At 69.2% G+C, this 17,288-nt stretch carries 24 protein-coding genes; 15 read left to right on the top strand and 9 right to left on the bottom strand.

The genetic code is table 11. The features are described 5' to 3' along the window. The first annotated feature begins 135 nt into the window (after positions 1-135). A complete protein-coding gene (locus tag K3A85_RS10165; RefSeq protein ID WP_225206398.1) occupies positions 136-1,566 on the top strand; it encodes a sigma-54-dependent transcriptional regulator in 1,431 nt (476 codons plus the stop codon). A gap of 194 nt (positions 1,567-1,760) precedes the next feature. Here the strand turns inward: K3A85_RS10165 and folP are convergent, their stop codons facing one another. Both folP and K3A85_RS10175 read right to left on the bottom strand, forming a co-directional pair. Then, positions 1,761-2,876: a dihydropteroate synthase gene (gene folP / locus K3A85_RS10170; RefSeq protein ID WP_225206399.1), complete on the bottom strand. Its 1,116-nt coding sequence runs from the start codon at positions 2,874-2,876 to the stop codon at positions 1,761-1,763. Positions 2,877-3,585: 709 nt separating this feature from the next. Further along, complete coding sequence (locus K3A85_RS10175) at positions 3,586-4,416, bottom strand: 23S rRNA (adenine(2030)-N(6))-methyltransferase RlmJ (RefSeq protein WP_225206400.1); 831 nt, start codon at positions 4,414-4,416, stop codon at positions 3,586-3,588. A gap of 252 nt (positions 4,417-4,668) precedes the next feature. On the opposite strand from K3A85_RS10175, the gene K3A85_RS10180 reads away from it, so the two are divergent. Together K3A85_RS10180 and K3A85_RS10185 are read left to right on the top strand one after the other, a co-directional pair. Beyond that, positions 4,669-4,992, top strand: coding sequence for a GIY-YIG nuclease family protein (locus K3A85_RS10180; protein ID WP_225206401.1), 324 nt, complete (start codon positions 4,669-4,671; stop codon positions 4,990-4,992). A gap of 90 nt (positions 4,993-5,082) precedes the next feature. Beyond that, complete coding sequence (locus tag K3A85_RS10185) at positions 5,083-5,499, top strand: hypothetical protein (RefSeq protein WP_225206402.1); 417 nt, start codon at positions 5,083-5,085, stop codon at positions 5,497-5,499. A 58-nt stretch (positions 5,500-5,557) separates the two neighbouring features. On the opposite strand, the gene K3A85_RS10190 is transcribed toward K3A85_RS10185, so the two are convergent. Both K3A85_RS10190 and K3A85_RS10195 read right to left on the bottom strand, forming a co-directional pair. Next, on the bottom strand, positions 5,558-6,658 hold the full coding sequence (locus tag K3A85_RS10190; protein WP_225206743.1) for a site-specific DNA-methyltransferase: 1,101 nt from the start codon (positions 6,656-6,658) through the stop codon (positions 5,558-5,560). Between the two features lie 255 nt (positions 6,659-6,913). Beyond that, positions 6,914-7,549 carry a ribonuclease HII gene (locus K3A85_RS10195; protein ID WP_225206403.1) on the bottom strand — a complete coding sequence of 212 codons (636 nt, stop codon included), beginning with the start codon at positions 7,547-7,549 and terminating at the stop codon, positions 6,914-6,916. Here K3A85_RS10195 and K3A85_RS10200 point away from each other — a divergent pair. The 8 genes from K3A85_RS10200 to K3A85_RS10235 all read left to right on the top strand — a co-directional run bounded on the left by K3A85_RS10200 (position 7,548) and on the right by K3A85_RS10235 (position 12,214). Next, complete coding sequence (locus K3A85_RS10200) at positions 7,548-8,690, top strand: PQQ-dependent sugar dehydrogenase (RefSeq protein WP_225206404.1); 1,143 nt, start codon at positions 7,548-7,550, stop codon at positions 8,688-8,690. The two genes, K3A85_RS10195 and K3A85_RS10200, sit on opposite strands and share 2 nt — an antisense overlap. A 1-nt stretch (position 8,691) precedes the next feature. After that, positions 8,692-9,372: a pyrimidine 5'-nucleotidase gene (locus K3A85_RS10205; protein WP_225206405.1), complete on the top strand. Its 681-nt coding sequence runs from the start codon at positions 8,692-8,694 to the stop codon at positions 9,370-9,372. A gap of 57 nt (positions 9,373-9,429) precedes the next feature. Beyond that, a complete protein-coding gene (dapD, locus tag K3A85_RS10210; protein WP_225206406.1) occupies positions 9,430-10,266 on the top strand; it encodes a 2,3,4,5-tetrahydropyridine-2,6-dicarboxylate N-succinyltransferase in 837 nt (278 codons plus the stop codon). Between the two features lie 117 nt (positions 10,267-10,383). Next, positions 10,384-10,587 carry a hypothetical protein gene (locus K3A85_RS10215; RefSeq protein WP_225206407.1) on the top strand — a complete coding sequence of 68 codons (204 nt, stop codon included), beginning with the start codon at positions 10,384-10,386 and terminating at the stop codon, positions 10,585-10,587. Further along, the gene (locus K3A85_RS10220; RefSeq protein WP_225206408.1) at positions 10,584-10,805 is read left to right on the top strand and encodes a hypervirulence associated TUDOR domain-containing protein; all 222 of its coding nucleotides are present in this window, start codon (positions 10,584-10,586) and stop codon (positions 10,803-10,805) included. The genes K3A85_RS10215 and K3A85_RS10220 overlap by 4 nt, the downstream gene beginning before the upstream one ends. A 20-nt stretch (positions 10,806-10,825) precedes the next feature. Further along, a complete protein-coding gene (locus tag K3A85_RS10225; RefSeq protein ID WP_225206409.1) occupies positions 10,826-11,293 on the top strand; it encodes a hypothetical protein in 468 nt (155 codons plus the stop codon). 46 nt (positions 11,294-11,339) lie between these two features. Continuing rightward, positions 11,340-11,780, top strand: coding sequence for a cupin domain-containing protein (locus K3A85_RS10230; protein ID WP_225206410.1), 441 nt, complete (start codon positions 11,340-11,342; stop codon positions 11,778-11,780). Beyond that, positions 11,777-12,214 (top strand): DoxX family protein, encoded by a 438-nt coding sequence (locus tag K3A85_RS10235; protein ID WP_225206411.1) that lies wholly within the window; start codon positions 11,777-11,779, stop codon positions 12,212-12,214. Before K3A85_RS10230 ends, K3A85_RS10235 begins: the two co-directional genes overlap by 4 nt. Here K3A85_RS10235 and K3A85_RS10240 read toward each other — a convergent pair. Further along, a complete protein-coding gene (locus K3A85_RS10240; protein WP_225206412.1) occupies positions 12,165-12,761 on the bottom strand; it encodes a GNAT family N-acetyltransferase in 597 nt (198 codons plus the stop codon). The genes K3A85_RS10235 and K3A85_RS10240 overlap by 50 nt on opposite strands. A gap of 74 nt (positions 12,762-12,835) precedes the next feature. Between K3A85_RS10240 and K3A85_RS10245 the strand changes: the two genes are divergently transcribed. Beyond that, a complete protein-coding gene (locus K3A85_RS10245; protein WP_225206413.1) occupies positions 12,836-13,138 on the top strand; it encodes an alkylphosphonate utilization protein in 303 nt (100 codons plus the stop codon). A gap of 20 nt (positions 13,139-13,158) precedes the next feature. Here the strand turns inward: K3A85_RS10245 and K3A85_RS10250 are convergent, their stop codons facing one another. Further along, positions 13,159-13,803 (bottom strand): DUF4142 domain-containing protein, encoded by a 645-nt coding sequence (locus K3A85_RS10250; protein WP_225206414.1) that lies wholly within the window; start codon positions 13,801-13,803, stop codon positions 13,159-13,161. Positions 13,804-14,037: 234 nt separating this feature from the next. Here K3A85_RS10250 and K3A85_RS10255 point away from each other — a divergent pair, with 234 nt between their 5' ends. From K3A85_RS10255 to K3A85_RS10265, 3 genes are all read left to right on the top strand, one after another. After that, the gene (locus K3A85_RS10255) at positions 14,038-14,466 is read left to right on the top strand and encodes an OsmC family protein (RefSeq protein ID WP_225206415.1); all 429 of its coding nucleotides are present in this window, start codon (positions 14,038-14,040) and stop codon (positions 14,464-14,466) included. Positions 14,467-14,746: 280 nt separating this feature from the next. Beyond that, complete coding sequence (locus tag K3A85_RS10260; protein WP_225206416.1) at positions 14,747-15,022, top strand: hypothetical protein; 276 nt, start codon at positions 14,747-14,749, stop codon at positions 15,020-15,022. 169 nt (positions 15,023-15,191) lie between these two features. Next, on the top strand, positions 15,192-15,668 hold the full coding sequence (locus K3A85_RS10265) for a hypothetical protein (protein WP_225206417.1): 477 nt from the start codon (positions 15,192-15,194) through the stop codon (positions 15,666-15,668). A 6-nt stretch (positions 15,669-15,674) separates the two neighbouring features. Here K3A85_RS10265 and K3A85_RS10270 read toward each other — a convergent pair whose 3' ends face one another. From K3A85_RS10270 to K3A85_RS10280, 3 genes are all read right to left on the bottom strand, one after another. Continuing rightward, on the bottom strand, positions 15,675-16,079 hold the full coding sequence (locus tag K3A85_RS10270) for a GFA family protein (RefSeq protein WP_225206418.1): 405 nt from the start codon (positions 16,077-16,079) through the stop codon (positions 15,675-15,677). A gap of 111 nt (positions 16,080-16,190) precedes the next feature. Then, positions 16,191-16,715, bottom strand: coding sequence for a hypothetical protein (locus K3A85_RS10275; RefSeq protein ID WP_225206419.1), 525 nt, complete (start codon positions 16,713-16,715; stop codon positions 16,191-16,193). 83 nt (positions 16,716-16,798) lie between these two features. Continuing rightward, the gene (locus tag K3A85_RS10280) at positions 16,799-17,239 is read right to left on the bottom strand and encodes a PaaI family thioesterase (protein ID WP_225206420.1); all 441 of its coding nucleotides are present in this window, start codon (positions 17,237-17,239) and stop codon (positions 16,799-16,801) included. Between the last annotated feature and the right edge of the window lie 49 nt (positions 17,240-17,288).

Raw genomic sequence — 17,288 nt, forward strand, 5'->3', positions numbered from 1 at the left:
TGCGACGTTGCCTCGGGTGTTTCGCTTAATCGGGTCTTTACCCGATCCGTTTAACGCGGCTCCTGTCCAAATGAGGGGCTCTCCAAAAGAAGGGGCCGCCGGCACGGACACCGACTTGCGAGAGACGTTCCGACGATGGCCGAGCCCGAAGATCGCCTGCTGCTGCTGATCGACAACGACCCCGCGCAGTGCCGCCTGGTCACCGCGCTGGCCGGGCGCGAGGGCTGGCGCACGATCGTGGCGCGCGATGGCGAAACCGGGATCGCCACGCTCGGCACGCGCCAGGGGATGCAGCTGGGCGCGATCATGCTCCACCAGGGAGCGGTCGGGAACGAGACCTGCGCGCTGATCGCCGAGCTCAAGGCGCGGCGCCCGGCCCTGCCGATCCTCGTCGTCACCACCAGCTCCTCGCCGCTGCTCGCGGTCGAGGCGATGCGCGCCGGGGCGACCGACTACCTGATCAAGCCGGTCTCGCCCGACCGCCTGCTCAAGGCCCTGCGCAGCGCGACCACGCGCGAGCAGCCGGCGGCCGAGCTGCAGCCGCTGACCGAGAAGTTCGACACCGCGCTCGACTTCGATTCGATGATCGGCGCCGCGCCCGCCTTCCGCGCCGCGCTGGCGGTGGCGGCCAAGGCCGCGCGGACGCAGAACACCGTGCTGATCGAAGGCGAGAGCGGCACCGGCAAGGAGATGCTGGTGCGCGCGATGCATGCCGCAAGCCCGCGCGCCCGCGCCCCGTTGCGGATCGTCAACGCCGGCGGCATCCCGGCCAACCAGCTCGAATCCGTGCTGTTCGGCCACGAGAAGGGCGCCTTCCCCGGCGCCTTCGACCGCCAGACCGGCGCGCTCCAGCAGGCCGACGGCGGCACGCTAGTGATCGACGAGATCGAGCGCATGCCGTCGGGCGTGCAGGAGCGCTTCGTCCAGTTCCTCGAGCGCGGCGACGTCCAGCCGATCGGCGCGCGCCATTCGTTCAAGGTCGACGTCCGCCTGCTGCTCTGCGCCAACGCCTCGCTGCGCGACCTTGCCGACGCGCGGATGTTCAGCGGCCCGCTCGCCGACGCGCTCGCCGGCCTCGTTGTCCACCTGCCGCCGCTGCGCCAGCGGGTGGCCGACATTCCCGCGCTCGCCCGCCACTTCCTCGCCCGGATCGGCGAGCAGCCCGGCCTGCGGCCGCTGGGCGTGACCGACGGCGCGCTGGCGCTGCTCTCGGCCTACGACTGGCCGGGCAACGTCCGCCAGCTCCAGGCCACGCTGTTCCGCGCCGCGGTGTTCTGCGACGGCGAGATGCTGACCGCGCAGGACTTCCCCCACCTCGCCAGCATGGTCGGCGACGCCCCGCGCCCCTCGCCCCAGATCGGCGAGGGCGCCGGCATCGTCCTGTTCACCCCCGACGGCAACCTGCGCCCGCTCGACGACATCGAGGCCGACGTCATCCGCCTCGCCATCGGGCACTACCGCGGCCGGATGACCGAAGTCGCCCGCCGGCTGGGGATCGGACGGTCCACGCTCTACCGCAAGCTCGCCGAACTCGGCATCGATTCGGCCCCCGACCGCGCAGCCTGAGGAACGCGAAAAGCAGGGGGGGGGGTGACGGGGTTTACACAGTCCTGGAGCAAAATTCCGGGCCCCGGTTCGCGCTCCCGCCCGTCGAGCCAAGTTGCTGAAGCAAAGGGGAAGTCGGTGGTCACGCGGCGATTGTGCGCAAGCCGGCCGGTGTAGGACAGCGCAAAATACCTGACGCACGCGTCAGGAACGTGTCAACTTGCCTCGAGCTGGGAAAAGTCGGTCAGCGCGGCATCGCGCAGGCCCCGCCAGACGTGGAGCGCCTGGACCGTCTCGGCGACATCGTGGGCCCGCACCAGCTGGCACCCGGCATCGAAGGCGCGGCAGGCGAGCGCGAGCGATCCGCCAAGGCGCTGGTGCGCCGCCGCCTCGTTCGACAGCGCGCCGATCAGCCGCTTGCGGCTGGCGCCGAACAGCACCGGCTGGCCGAGCGCGTGGAACAGCGGCAGCGCGTTGACGAGCGCGAGGTTCTCGGCAAGCGACTTGCCGAAGCCGATGCCCGGATCGAGCAGGATCTTCTCGCGCGCAATGCCGGCAGCCAGCGCGGCGTCGCGCCGCTCGCCGAGCCAGTCGAACACGTCGAGCACGACGTCGGCATAGGCGCCATCGGCGTGCAGGTCCCCTTCCCCGCCCGGCGCGTGCATCAGCACGACCGGCGCGCCCGAGCGGGCGACGACATCGAGCGTGCGCGGATCGTGGCGCATCGCCGAAACGTCGTTGACGATCTGCGCGCCTGCGGCGAGCGCCGCCTCGATCACCGAGGAGCGGCGGCTGTCGATCGAGATCGCCGCGCCGCTCGCCGCCAGCCGCTCGATCACCGGAACGACGCGGCGGACCTCGTCGCCCTCCCACACCGCGGCGGCGCCGGGCCGGGTCGATTCCCCGCCGACGTCGATCACTGAAGCGCCTGCCTCGAGCATGGCGTGGGCGTGTTCGAGCGCGGCGGCGGGATCGTCGAGGAACTTGCCGCCGTCCGAAAAGCTGTCGGGCGTGACGTTGAGGATGCCCATGACCTGCGGCTGGTCGAGCCGCACCGTGCGCTGCCCGCACTGAAGCGGCGGGTGCGCGGTGCGCAAGGCGGACCACTGCGCCTCGCCTGCTGCGGCGAGGTCATCGGGTAACCGCGCCAGCGCCTCGGCCATGTCGGGCGCGGCGACGAGCGTGCGCGCGACGATCCTGCGTCCTTCGCGCACGATCAGCGCGAAGCGGCTGGCATAGACCAGGCCCCCGGCGAGCCGGACGGCGGCGCCGTGTTCGCTCTGCGGGCTGTCGGCAAAGGCGATCGGGCGGAGATAGAGGCGCTGGGTCATGGCGCGGCTTGGTATCGCGTGGGCTGCGGTTGGGGAAGGCGTTTAGCGGGGGGTCGCGCAGAGGGCGCAGAGATCGCGGAGACGAAGAGAGTTTTCGCGCAAAGTTGCGAAGGCGCGAAGGGGTTCTGACCAAGTTCGAGGGCGGCGCGGGGTCGCTCGAAGGAGCGCGGCTGCGCCGCAGTTTCTGCGCGCCCCTGTCACCGGCCATCCTGAGCTTGTCGAAGGGTCGTCGTTTCGCTCGAGGTCGAGCTGGTCCGCAAGTGAAGGACAGCCCTTCGACAAGCTCAGGGCGGACGGACTTTTGTGTCCCTTTTCTTTCCCTTCTTTGCGTCTTCGCGTCTTTGCGTGCGATCAATGCTTGCAGGGTCAGCGCCGGGAGGCGAGCGCTGGAGAGACCTTTCTCACGCAAAGACGCAAAGGCGCGAAGAGGTTGCGAGTGGGCGCGCGGTTGTGTGCTGCCGGGACGTTTGCGGCTGCGCGGCTGCGCCGCTGTTTTTGCCCGCACCTGTTTGCGGCCAACCTGAGCTTGTCGAAGGAGCGTCCTTCCCCTCAAGGTCGGCGTCAGTCCGCAAGTGATGGACAGCCCTTCGACAAGCTCAGGGCGGACGGACTGGTTTGTCCCTACCTTCCCTTCTTCGCGTCTTTGCGTCTTTGCGCGAAAACTCTCTTCTTCTCTGCGTCCCCTGCGCCCTCTGCGCGAACCATTCTTTTACCGCACCAGCCATTCGGCCTTGAGCGTGCCCTTGTGGCCTGCGGGCGCGAGGGCGGTGCGCAGGGCTTCGAGCAGGGGCAGCAGGTCTTGCGTGAAGGCATAGGGCGGGTTGACGATGAACAGGCCGGCGCCGTTGTAGATACCGGGCTGGTCGGCATCGTAGAGCCAGTGCTCCACGTTCAGGAATTTGGGGATGCCGAGCCGGCGCAGCTTTTCCTTCCAGCGTGCGTGGGCGGCGCGGTCCTTGAGCGGATACCAGATCACGGTGACGCCATGTGCCCACTTGCGATGCGCGGCGGCGAGCGTCGTGGCGATGCGCTCGCGCTCGTCGGTCTGTTCGTAGGGCGGATCGACCACGACCACGCCGCGCGGGGTTTTTGGCGGCACCATGGCCAGCCATAGCTCGTAGGCATCGCGCTGGTGCACGGCGGCGGGCGTGCCCCGCATCGCATCGCGCAGCGCCAGCGCGTCCTCGGGGTGCTTTTCGTTGAGGATCAGCGCATCCTGCGCGCGCAGTAGCTGCGACAGGAACCGAGGCGAGCCGGGATAGAGCAGCGGCTCCGGCCCCGCATTCACCGCCCGCACCGCCGCCCGATAGTCGTCGAGCAGCGGATCGGCGTCGGCAAAGGCGCGCGCGACGCCCTGCGCCGCCTCGCCGGTGCGCTGCGCCGCATCGCCGTGGAGGTCGTAGATGCCGCAGCCAGCGTGGGTGTCGATCAGGGTGAGCGCGCTGTCCTTGATCTGCAGCGCGCGCACCAGCGCGATCAGCAGGGCGTGCTTGACGACATCGGCGCTGTTGCCGGCGTGGAAGGAGTGGCGGTAGTTCATTTGTGACTGCGTTTGTGCGCGCGGCGACAACGCCTGGCGCGGGGGGAGGGATTGCCCGGGTAAACGTCCGGCGGAGAGCTTGAAAGCACTTCTGCGTGCGAATTGCGGAAGCCTGGCGCGCTTGGGCAGGAAGCGGGAACCCGGGTCAAGCCCGGGGTGACGGAGGCAACCAATCGCACACCCTATCCGTCGCCCCGTGCTCGACACGGGGCTTGGCTGTCCTTGCGATCTTGCGCTTGGCATGGTGGAAAAATGGAAAAGGGCGGCTGGGTCTATATCATGGCAAACCGCTTCCGCGGCGGGATGTACGTTGGCGTCACATCCGACCTAATCCGACGCGTGGGGCAGCATCGTGAGGGTTGCGGTTCGATCCACGCGAAGGACTTCGGCAAGACAAGGCTGGTCTATGCCGAGCGGCACGAAGAAATCGAGCCCGCGATCGCGCACGAAAAACTGGTCAAGAAGTGGCGCCGGGAATGGAAATTCGCCCTGATCGAGGCGGACAATCCTGATTGGTTGGACCTTTGGGAGCAGTGGTTTCCGGTGGCGGTGGCGCAAGGCGAGAGGGCGAAGTAGCCAAGCCCCGTGTCAAGCACGGGGCGACGACAGGTAGTGGGTGGAAAGCGGACGTTGCCGCTTGCAGCCTCATCAATGTATAGCAGCGCGATGTCTGACCTCGTGTTCAATCCCGGCGGTGGCTTGGTGAGCTTACCGATGAGCGTTGCAAAAGCTCGTGTCCGAGAGTTTTTTGGAGGGGACCACCAAGCGTTCATGAGGTCATCGGGTGACACATCTTCGGATTACTGGCCGTCACTTGGCGTTTTCGCCTACTACTCGGCTGATGATAAGTTGGAGGCGCTGGAGTTTGCTGGACCGGTCACGCCTACCTTTTTTGAGGCGACGTTAAACAACCTGTCCCGGAAAGAGGCCGTTGCAAAGCTCCTAGACTTTGACCCCAACACCCTTGTGGAAGACGACGGAGCGATTTCAAAGGCTGCTGGGCTTTCGGTTTGGTCTGCCACGAAGAATCCAGACGAGCCAATCTCATCCACGGTTACGTTCCGGGCAGGCTATTACGATTGAGAGAACGTCCGCAACCCGGCGAACCGCCGTTCGCCTGTGCGCCGTCCCCTCCCCCTACTCAGTCCTCCACCGCCAGCAGGTAGCGCTGGCGCAGGGCGTCGATGGGCTTGATCTCGCCTTCGTGCTCGAGGTGCCAGAAGGTCCAGCCGTTGCACGAGGGCGCGCCTTGCAGTTTGGCGCCGACGCCGTGGATCGAGCCGCTTTCGATGCCGTCGGCGGCGAGCGAGCCGTCGGCGCGGACGGTGGCGGACAGGCGGTGCTTCTTGTCGAACAGGCGGGTGCCGGGCGCGATCCAGCCGGCTTCGACGAGCTGGCCGAAGGCGACCTTGGGCGCGGTGCGTTTGGACTGCATCGTGGTCAGCGCGCTTTCATCCAGGGGCAGCGCGGCGGCGATGCGTTCCTCGGCCACCTCGATGTAGGCGTCCTCGCGCTCGCAACCGATGAAGTGACGGCCGAGGCGCTTGGCGACGGCGCCGGTGGTGCCGGTGCCGAAGAAGGGATCGAGCACCACGTCGCCCTTGTTGGTGGTCGAAAGCAGCACGCGGTAAAGCAGCGCTTCGGGCTTCTGCGTGGGGTGCGCCTTGGCCCCGTTGCGCTTCAGGCGTTCCTGCCCGCTGCAGATCGGCAGGACCCAGTCCGAGCGCATCTGCAGTTCATCGTTCAGCGTCTTCATCGCGCGGTAGTTGAAGGTGTACTTCGCCTTTTCGCTCTTCGCCGCCCAGATCAGCGTTTCGTGCGCATTGGTGAAGCGCGTGCCCTTGAAATTGGGCATCGGGTTCGCCTTGCGCCAGACGATGTCGTTGAGGATCCAGAAACCGAGGTCCTGCAGGATCGCGCCCACGCGGAAGATGTTGTGGTAGCTGCCGATCACCCAGATCGAGCCGTCGGGCTTGAGCAGGCGGCGCGCTTCGACCAGCCATTCGCGGGTGAACGCGTCATAGGCGGCGAAGCTGTCGAACTTGTCCCAATCGTCGGTGACGGCATCGACGTGGCTGCCGTCGGGCCGGGCAAGATCGCCGCCCAGCTGCAGGTTGTAGGGCGGATCGGCGAAGATCATGTCGATCGAACCGGACGGCAGCGCGCGCATCTCGGCAATGCAGTCGCCGCGCAGGATGCGGTTGAGGGGAAGCGCGGGCGCGGCGATGCGGGCATCGTCCATGGTGCGCAGGGCGCGGGTGCGGGTCTTGACCGCGGTCGTCATCGTGTGGGGTATCTTTCGCCGGGTTGGAGCGGCGAATCTGACGCAAGGGTGGACTCGCGTCAAGCAGCGACTCGGCGGATTCGGGCGAGTCGCGCGATGCTCACGGTGAGAACGGAACGAGTCCGGCACCAGATGTTGAGTCCTGCGGGCAGGCGCGGACTCAAGATGTGGTGGTGTGGCGCCGAGGACTCTGCCTTGCGAAAACTTGGGGGCTCAGAGCAGCACGAGTTGCGCGACGGGGGCGAAGCTGCGGCGGTGGAGCGGGGTCGGGCCGTGGGTGCGCAGGGCGGCGAGGTGTTCGGGGGTGCCGTAGCCGGCGTTGCGCTCCCAGCCATAGTGCGGGTGCTCGCGCGCCGCCTCGCGCATCAGGCGGTCGCGGTGTTCCTTGGCGATGATCGAGGCGGCCGAGATGCACGGTTCGAGCGCATCGCCGCCGACGATGGCGCGGGCGGGCCAGCACCATTCGGGGCGACGGCCGTGCGGCGTGAGGTTGCCGTCGACGAGGACTTCGCCGACGGCCTCGTTGGCCAGTTGCTCGCACAAGCCCTGGACCGCGAGCGTCATCGCCAGCATCGTCGCGCCGAAGATGTTGAGGCGGTCGATGTCGGCGACGTCGACCACGCCCACCGCCCAGCGGCAGCGGCGCTTGATGCGCTCTTCGAGTTCGGCGCGGCGGGAGGGCGAGAGCTTCTTGGAATCGTCGAGCCCCGACGGGCGCGGTTTGCACAGCACGACGGCGGCGGCGACCACGGGACCTGCCAGCGGGCCGCGGCCGGCTTCGTCGACGCCGATGGTTACCCCGCGCGGCAGGGTGACACTTTCGGGCGCGTCGGGCATTGGGGAAGCCATGAACAGATATCCGATCCTCACCGCCCTATCGCCAATCGCGCTGCTGCTCGCAAGCTGCGGGTCGCCGACTTCGGCGCAGAACGTGGTCGAGCACGCGCCCGGCGAGGCTTCGGTGCCGATCGCGGTGACGGACGCGGGCACTTTCCGCGAGCCCTGGGCGATGGCGTTCCTCCCCGACGGCAGCGCGCTGATCACCGAGAAGGCGGGCGCGCTCAAGTGGTGGCGCGAAGGCGGCGCGGTGCGCGACGTGGCCGGCGCGCCCCGGGTCGATCACGGCGGACAGGGAGGCCTCGGCGACGTGAAGCCCGCGCCGGATTTTGCGACGAGCGGGACGGTGTACCTGACCTGGGTCGAGGCGGGGCGCGGCGACACGCGGGGCGCGGTGCTGGGCCGCGCGACGCTGGTCGCGGGCGATGCGCCGCGGCTCGAAGGGCTCCAGGTGATCTGGCGGCAGAGCCCCAAGGTGACCGGGCGCGGCCACTTTTCGCACCGCATCGCCTTCTCGCCCGACGGCCGGTACCTGTTCCTGAGTTCGGGCGAGCGGCAGAAGTTCACGCCCGCGCAGGACCTGTCGAACAACCTTGGCAAGGTGCTGCGGCTCAACCTCGACGGGACGGCAGCGGCGGGCAATCCGTTCGAAGCCAAGGGCGGCGTATCGCGCGAGATCTGGTCCTATGGCCACCGCAACCTGCTCGGCCTGAAGTTCGACGCGCAAGGGCGGCTGTGGGACCTCGAACACGGACCGGCCGGCGGCGACGAACTGAATCTCGTCAAGGCCGGGCAAAACTATGGCTGGCCGCTGGTTTCGGACGGCGACCACTACGACGGCACGCCGATCCCGCGCCATGCGACGCGGCCCGACCTTGCCGCGCCGGCGATCAGCTGGAACCCGGTGATCGCGCCCGGGGACTTCATCTTCGTTTCGGGCAAGGGCTTTCCCGAGTGGCAAGGCAACGCGCTGATCGCCGGGATGGGCGCGATGGGTCTGGTGCGCGTCGCGATCGACGGCGAGAAGGCGCGCGAGGTCGAGCGCATCGGGCTCGACAACCGCATCCGCGAGATCGTCGAGGGCCCGGATGGCGCGATCTGGGTGCTGGAGGACGGCGAGACGGGCCGGTTGCGCAAGATCACGAAGCGCTGACATGCCGTTCGATCCGACCCGCGTCGACACCTGGATCTTCGACCTCGACTACACGCTCTATCCGGCGTCGGCGAAAGTGTTCGAGCAGATCGACCGCAAGATGGGCCTGTTCATCGAGGACCTGCTGGGCTGCGACGCGGCCGAGGCGCGGCGCATCCAGAAGATGTACTTCCACGACCACGGCACCACGCTCGCCGGGCTGATGCACTACCATGCGATCGACCCGCACGCGTTCCTCGACTTCGTCCACGACATTGACCTTGCCATGCTCGACGAAGCGCCTCGGCTCGAGGCGCGGCTGATGGCGCTGCCGGGGCGGCGGCTGATCTTCACCAACGGCGATGCACCCTATGCGGGCCGCGTGCTGGACAAGCTCGGCATCGGCCATTGCTTCGACGGCATGTGGGACATCTGCGCGATGGAGTACCGTCCCAAGCCCGAACCTTCGGCCTATGCCGGGATGCTGGCGGGGCTGGGCGTGACGGCGCCGGAACGCGCGGTGTTCGTCGAGGATTCGGCGCGTAACCTGTCGCCCGCCAAGGCGCTGGGGATACAGACCGTGTGGCTCGACCTGGGCAGCGAATGGGGCGACCGGGCCAAGGACGATGCCGCGATCGACCTGGTGATCGGCGACCTGTCCACCTGGCTCGATGCGGTGCTGGCGGAGCTTGCCGTGGGCTGACCGCTGGGCTAACCGCCGCGCCGAGATCACGAGACGCCCGAAAAGGACCGCCCTGCCATGACCGCACAGCTCGAAGCCGCCATCGAAGCCGCCTGGGAGGCGCGCGCCGAGGTCACGCCCGCCAGCGCGGACGTGCGCACCGTGGTCGAACAGGCGCTCGAGCTGCTCGATGCCGGCAAGGCGCGCGTGGCCGAGAAGGTCGATGGCGAATGGCGCGTCAACCAGTGGCTGAAGAAGGCGGTGCTGCTTTCGTTCCGCCTCAACGACAATGCCGTGATCGAGCACGGCGCGGGCGGCGCGCCGGCCTTCGACAAGGTGCCCTCGAAGTTCGCAGGCTGGGGCGAGAACCGCTTCCGCGAAGCCGGCTTCCGCGTGGTGCCGGGCGCGGTCGCCCGTCGCGGCGCGCATATCGGCAAGGGCGTGGTGCTGATGCCGAGCTTCGTCAACATCGGCGCCTTCGTCGACGAAGGGACGATGGTCGACACCTGGGCGACGGTCGGTTCGTGCGCGCAGATCGGGAAGAACGTCCACATTTCGGGCGGCGCCGGGATCGGCGGCGTGCTCGAGCCGCTGCAGGCCGGGCCGGTGATCATCGAGGATGGCGCCTTCATCGGCGCGCGTTCGGAAGTGGCCGAAGGCGTGATCGTGGGCGAAGGCGCGGTGCTGTCGATGGGCGTGTTCCTGGGCGCTTCGACCAAGATCGTCGACCGGGCCACCGGCGAAGTGCATATCGGCCGCGTGCCGCCCTATGCGGTGGTGGTGCCGGGCGCGATGCCGGGCAAGCCGCTGCCCGACGGCACGCCGGGGCCGTCGCTCTATTGCGCGGTGATCGTCAAGACGGTGGACGCGCAGACCCGCAGCAAGACCGGGATCAACGAGTTGCTGCGCGACTGACCGGCGTCTTTCGCGAGACGGTTCCTGCCCACCGGGGACAGGAACCCCTTCGCGCCAGGGGCGTAGGTTCGGCAACCCGGGACGCCTGTGCGTCCCGCCGAACAGGAGACGCCCGTCATGGAACGCCAGGGCCCGGAAACCCACGTCACCACCGAGGAAGCCCGCAGCGGCGAGACGCCGAGCATCGTGCGCTGGGTGCTGCTGATCGGGATCACGCTCGCCATCCTCGCGCTGTCCGCGATCTGGATCACCGGCGCTGCCACCTCGCCGCAACCCGACAAGGATGGCCCGATCAGCGGGCAGGCGACCCCCGCGCCATGAGCGGGCGCAGCTTGCGCAAGGGGACGCAGGTGCGCTGGCACTGGGGCGCGGGCAGCGCCGAGGGCAAGGTCGCCGACGTGTTCGAACGGCGCGTGTCGCGCACGATCAAGGGCAAGCGCATCACCCGCAACGGCACCGCCGACAACCCGGCGGTGCTGGTCGAGCAGGCCGATGGCGACAAGGCGCTGAAGCGCGCGTCCGAACTCGAGCTGTCGTGACCCGCGAGGCCGCGCCGTGCGTGGCTCGCTTCGTCGCATCGAACGCGCCGGGCGCGGAACCCGGCGCGGCGCTTGCGTTGTTCGAACAGGAGGGGATAGGTTCGCGCAAGGGGAGTTGCGCTGCGATGCCGGTGGGCTGGATTGTCGAACCCGAATGCCGCGACCGCCTGCTCGAGCGATTTCCGCCGCGCTATGCCCAGACGATCGCCCATCACGTGACGCGCCACGTCGAAGGCTCGGCCACAAGCCCGCTGCCGCCCAGGATTGCCCATGCCCGCGTGGTCGGCCGCGCCGACGACGGCGCCGGCTGCGAGGCGCTGGTCGTGGCGATCGATGGCAGCACCACGCGCACCGACGGCGGCACCTGGCACATCACCTGGTCGCTGGCCGAGGGGCGCGCGGCGCGGGAATCGAACACGGTGATCGCCGAGCGTGGCTGGGAGCCGGTCGACGGCGGCCCGGTCAAGCTGGAGCCCGCGGCGTGGTGATGCGGCGGCGTTGACAGGCAGGGGCTGCGCGGCGACGGTTGCGCGCATGACCAAGGCCCGCGACCTGATCGACACGCTCCGGCTCGAACCCCACCCCGAAGGCGGCTGGTATCGCCAGACCTGGCGTGGCCCCGACAACGGGTCCGGCCGGCCCACGGCAACGCTGATCCACTTCCTGCTCGAGGCGGGCCAGGCCTCGCACTGGCACACGGTCGACGCGAGCGAGATCTGGTGCTGGCACGCGGGCGATGCGGTGCGCCTCTCCATCGCGCCGGGCGATGCGGGGCCGGTGACGACGACCATGCTCGGCCCCGACGTGCTTGCGGGACAGGCGGTGCAGCAGGTGGTGCCAAAGGGCCATTGGCAGGCCGCCGCGCCCGATCCGCAAGGGGCGCAAGGCTTTGCGCTGGTGTCGTGCGTGGTGGCGCCGGGGTTCGACTTTTCGGGCTTCGTGCTCGCGCCGCCGGGCTGGGCCCCGGGCGCGTGAGGGCGCGCACCGTCGCGCGCTGGCTGCTGGTGGCGTTCTACGCGCTGGCCGGCGTGCTGCACATCGCGCTGCCGCGGCCGTTCCTTGGGATCACCCCGGACTGGGTGCCCTTCCCCGCCGCGGTGATCCTGCTGACCGGCCTTGCCGAACTGGCGGGCGCGGCGGCGCTGGCGCAGGGCGCGTCGGCGCGGCTGCGGGCATGGGGCGGGATCGGGCTTGCCGCCTATGCGGTCTGCGTGTTCCCCGCCAACATCCACCACTTCGCGCTCGACATGGCGCGCAGCGACGGCGGCCTCGGCCTTGCCTACCACGTGCCGCGGATGTTCGCGCAGCCGCTGCTGGTGTGGCTGGCGCTGTGGAGCAGCGGCGCGACGGACTGGCCGTTCAGGGGGAAGGGTTCGTCATCGTCCAGAAGTGCGGACCGCGCCGGGTGACGTCCCATTCGCGCAGAACCGTGTAGCCGAGCCGCAGGTAGAGCCCGACGTTGCTTTCGGTCGCGGTCTCGAGCACCGCGGGCAGGCCGCGCTCTGCCGCCAGCCGGTGTCCGGCGCGGATAGCGAGGCCGCCGAGGCCCTGGCCCTGGCAATCCGGGCGCACCCCGGCCATGCGCAGGTAGAACCAGTCCTCGCCCCCGGGCAGGTGCTTGCCGATCGTGCGGTCGAGCCGCTCGGCGCGCAGGATGGCGGGGCCGAGGATGCCGAGGAAGCGGACGATCGAGCGCGGGGTGAGCGGGGCGTGGGCATGGACCAGCCCCGGCGGGCGCCACAGCGTCACCGCCTCGCAGCCCGGCGTTCCGAGCACGATGGCGTTGGCAAGGTGATCGTCGACGATCCAGCCAATCAGCCGCGGCAGGCGGCGGGCCCGGGTCGCGCGGTCGGGCAGCATCCAGCACATCGCGGGATCGTCCTGGAACGCGGCGGCGAGCGTGGCGACGGCGCGGTCGCGATGCTCCGGCCCCAGGCGAATGATGCTGCGATCCATGGGCATCCCCTTCCCTTTTGCCGGGAACATGGCATGGGCGCAGGCGGGCGCAACGGATTTCTGCGGGACGGGCGATGAGCGACGAAGACTACGTCTACGACGAGGACAGCGGCGAATGGCTGCCGGCGAGCGAACTGGCCGCGCGGCAGGCGTCGGAAGGCGCAGTCGAAGTGCGCGATGCGGTGGGCAACCTGCTTGCCGACGGCGACCAGGTGACGCTGATCAAGGACCTCGAGGTCAAGGGCGCGGGCCAGACGCTGAAGCGCGGCACGCTGATCAAGGCGATCCGGCTGACCGGCGATGCGCAGGAGATCGACTGCAAGTTCGACGGGATCAAGGGACTGGTGCTGCGCGCCGAGTTCGTGCGCAAGCGCTAGCCGCGTGAGAGCCGGTCGGGTCAGCCCGGCTGCATCTTGCGCACCATGTCGAGGTGGTGCTGGACCACGGGCGCGGTCTTGTTGGCGAAGTCCATCAGCGGCTGGGCGTCGCCGCTGTGGCCGTAGGTCTTGAGCATCTGCAGCGCCTTTTCGTGCGCGGCGAGCTGCTGGCTGGCGTAGAGCTTGCGGAAGTTGTCGCCGCTCGCAGCCTGGAGCTGATCGACCTGTGCGCGCAGGTCGGCGGGCAGCTCGGTCGCCTCGGGCAGCGTGACGCCCTGGGCCTTGCCGACGGCGGCCTTGAGTTCGGCGCTGGACCGGGTGTGGTCCTTGGTCATCATCTGCGCGAAGTCGCGCCACGGGCCGGTGACGCCCTTGGACTGCGCGATGCGCGCGCTCTGGATCTCGAACTGGTCGCTGGCGGCGGCCTGGTCGACGAAAGCCTGGCCGGTGAGCGGCATCGCCGCGTCGGCGGCGGCGCCGGTCCCGCCGGTGTCCATGCCCGGTGCGGCGGTGGCGGCCGCGGTGTCGTCGCTCGCCTCGGTGGCGGTGCCGGTGGCGGCGTCGGTGGCGGTCGCGCCGCCTTCGCTGCGATTGCCGCAGGCGCCAAGCGCGACGACGAGCGAGAGCGGCAGGGCAAGGCGGGCGATCGGCTTGGCAGCAAGCATGGGGACTTCTCCGGATGGCGCGCGGGCGCGGCTGACACCTGAGCGCGCGAGGGAGAGCTTCGTTGCCGTGCCTGCGACCGGGCGGGGCGGGTTCCCGTTCAAATGTTGTTTCCGCCTTTTCAGGCACTTGGCGGAAAAGGGCGGAGTGCGCGGGAACGGCTGCGGCGATGTGGCGTTGGCGCTCCGGCGATCGATCCGCTCCGCTTCGCCCGCGCTTCAGGAAGGAATGACCCGATGCCCACCAGCACCGCCTCCGCCCGCTACGAAGGTTTCGGCAAGGAGGGCAAGGGCGCGATCAGCACGCGCTCGGGCGTGCTCTCCGACCAGCCCTACGGCTTCGGCACGCGTTTCGAGGGGCAACCGGGCACCAATCCCGAGGAGCTGATCGCGGCGGCGCATGCGGCGTGCTTCACGATGGCGACGAGCTTCGCCCTGGCGCGCGCCGGCCACGCCGCAGGCACGCTCGAGACCACCTGCAAGGTGACGCTCGACCAGCAGGACGGCGGGTTCGCGATCACCCGGTCAGCGCTGGTGCTGCAGGCGAGCATCCCCGGAATCGAGGTCGCCGAGTTCGAGCGCATCGCCGACGAGGCCAAGGCGACCTGCCCGGTCTCGAAGCTGCTGACGTGCGAGATCACGCTCGAAAAGACGCTGCAAGGCTGATTGCGGCGCCCAGCGACCTGTCCGAATGGGCAGGTCGGCGGATCCGGTGCATTACCTAGCCCTGCAAGCCAAACCGCGCGTGCCGTAGGGGCCCAGCGCGTGGTTCAGTCCCGATTTGCAACCCAATTGCATTTCGCGCAACCGGCACGGCAGCGAATGCAATTGCTCGCACCTGCAGCATCCCTATATCGCGGTGCAAACAGAACATGAATTGGGTGCTCGAAGGCAAGATCCAGCTTCGTCGCGGAATGGTCCGCGATCGTGCACAGGGGATATTGCCATGATCAAGACTTTCGCACTGGCCGCTGCCGCCCTCGTCGTTGCCGCTCCCGCCGTCGCCGGCGCCGAGACCTTCAAGCACAAGGGCGTCGAGTACAACTACACCGCCGAAAGCAAGGACGGCGAGCAGATCCTGCGCGGCACCGCCTACTCGGGCAAGGTTCCGTTCGAACTGCGCGTGCGCAAGAAGACCGTCGAGGGCACCTTCAACAACAAGCCGGTGACCTTCTCGCTCGCCGAAGCCAAGAAGGCCGGCATCGTCGTCGACGCGCAGTAATCTGCCCGGCGCACGCGGCGCGAGCACCTGCGCCGCGCGATCCGATACCCCGAAGCCCCCGCCTGGCCGCCAGGCGGGGCTTTTGGCATGCGCGCCACGCAGCCAGGACGCGGGAACATCGTTGGCTTTTCGCGGATTGATCGCGCGGAAGGGGCGATGGAGACGTGCTGTGGCGACGATCGACCCTTCCCGCCTGCCGCTGCTGCTGGTTGCCGGCGGCCTCGCCTTCGGCGGCGTCCTGGCGGCAGCGACGCCGACGCGGATGCGCGAAGCGCCCGAGCCGCCCTGGCGCCAGCTGACCGCGCCGCGCGACGGCGTGGCCCTCGCGCAGGACGACGCCGCGACCGACAGCGGCTGGTTTTCGGCGGCGACCTACGAGGTCTTTCCCGCGCCGCGCTGGAGCCGCGCTCCGCAGGGCGAGGCCTTGCCGCCGCCGGCCGCGCGCTTCGGCGACGATGCACAGTGGCGGATGGATGACGCCGACCTTGGCGCAGACCCTGCCGCCGACGCGCCGGAGGTGTTCGACGAAGCTCCCCCGGGCGGCGACGATCGCGCGGACAACCCCGCCGAGACCGCGGCAGATCCGGGCGGGGACGATCCCGGCGATGATTTCGGCGCGGGCGACGACGGCGCGCCCCCTGCCTGACGGCGTTCAGCCGGGCACGGTGTCGAATTCCGGGACCGGTCCGAGATCGACCCAGGCTTGCCGGCTCCGGGTCCAGAACTGCGCCGAAGGCCGGAAGCCCGAAGTGTCGTCGAGCGTGCCCGCCTTGACGAAGACCATGCCGGGCGCCGCCTCGACCAGCGAGAACAGCGGCGAGCCGCAGGTGCCGCAGAACTGGCGGGTCACCGCGGCGCCGCTGTCGCCCCTGTCCATGTAGACGCTGGGTTCGCCGGTAATGGCGATGGCTGCGGCGGGCACGCCGACGAGCATCGAGTAGGCGCTGCCCGCCTGCTTCTGGCAGTTCCGGCAGTGACACACTGCCTGCACCGGCGGATCGATCGCGATGGTGTAGCGGATCGCGCCGCAAAGGCATCCGCCGGTATGTTCGGCCATGGCTGGCATCCTTCCCGTAAAACCCGTTCACGCCGAGAGTGCCCCAGCGCCGGGCGGGCCGCAACCGGAATTAACCGAACGGTTAAGCCCGGTCGCACGCCGCGGGGAGGATCAGTCGCCCTGAAGGAAGGCGTCGGGCACTTCGTAGTGTTCGGGGCCGGCGTCGACGATCGTGGTGTCGCCATCGCGGCGCGCGGCGACCTTGTAGCCCGACGAGCCGTCGGCCTCGTTGGTGTCGATCGAGAGGAACTTGCCGCTCTTGTCGAAGAACAGCGTGCGCGGGCGGCCATCGGCCTTGGTCACGTCGACATAGGGGCCGGTCTCGGCCTCGCGGTTGACGCCCGCCTTGCAGGTCTTGCCGCCGCCGCAGGGAATTTCAGCCGTGGCGTTGTAGTCGGTCCCGCCGACCTTGGCGTCGCCTTGGCCGTCGCCGTCCCCGGGCGTGGCGGCCGCTGCGGAAGCGGCGGCGCTTGCTGCCGGCGCAGCGTCGAGCGAGGCCTCGGCCGAAAGCGTGGCAGCAGGAGTCGCCTCGCTCTTGCCGCCCGAGCAGCCGGCGAGCGCCGTCGCCGCGAGGAGGAGCAGCGCGGAAGCGGGCCGCGCAAGATCGGGCAGGACGTATTTGAACTGGGCAGGCATCGGCATTCCCCTCGATCGATCGATCCGGTGTCGCGTCCGCCGGGCAGCCTAGCGCGCGGCCTCAACCCTGTCGCCCGCCGAAATCAGGCGAGCGCGGCGCGCGAGGCGGCCTCGATCCGGGCGTTCGACATGAGGCGGATGGTCGAGCTGCCCTTGGCGAGGACCTTGCCCGCGGCATCGAGCAGGTGGCCTTCGGCAAAGCAGGTCGAGCGCCCGCCCTGCTCGATCCAGCCTTCGGCGAAGACCGGACCGGGCCGCGCCGGGGCGAAAAAGCTGATCTTGAGCTCGAGCGAGATCGGCGAGACATCGAAATCGCCCCTCTCGTGATGCAGGCCGATGATAGCGTGGGCCATCGCCGCATCGATCCAGCCGCTGACGAAGCCGCCCTGCACCACTCCGCCCGAATGGCACATGTGCATGCCGGCGAGGAATTCGAGGCGCGAGCGCCCGCCGCTCATCGCCACGATGCGCTGCAGGCCGAGCGTTGCCAGCATTTCGTTGGGCGGGCTGATCGCCTCGGCCATGTCACTCTCTCCCTTTGTTTTTCGCCAGGTGGGAGTGCGAGACGAGGCG

Origin of the sequence: Novosphingobium huizhouense (assembly GCF_020179475.1) — a bacterium.
Taxonomy (GTDB): Bacteria; Pseudomonadota; Alphaproteobacteria; order Sphingomonadales; family Sphingomonadaceae; genus Novosphingobium; species Novosphingobium huizhouense.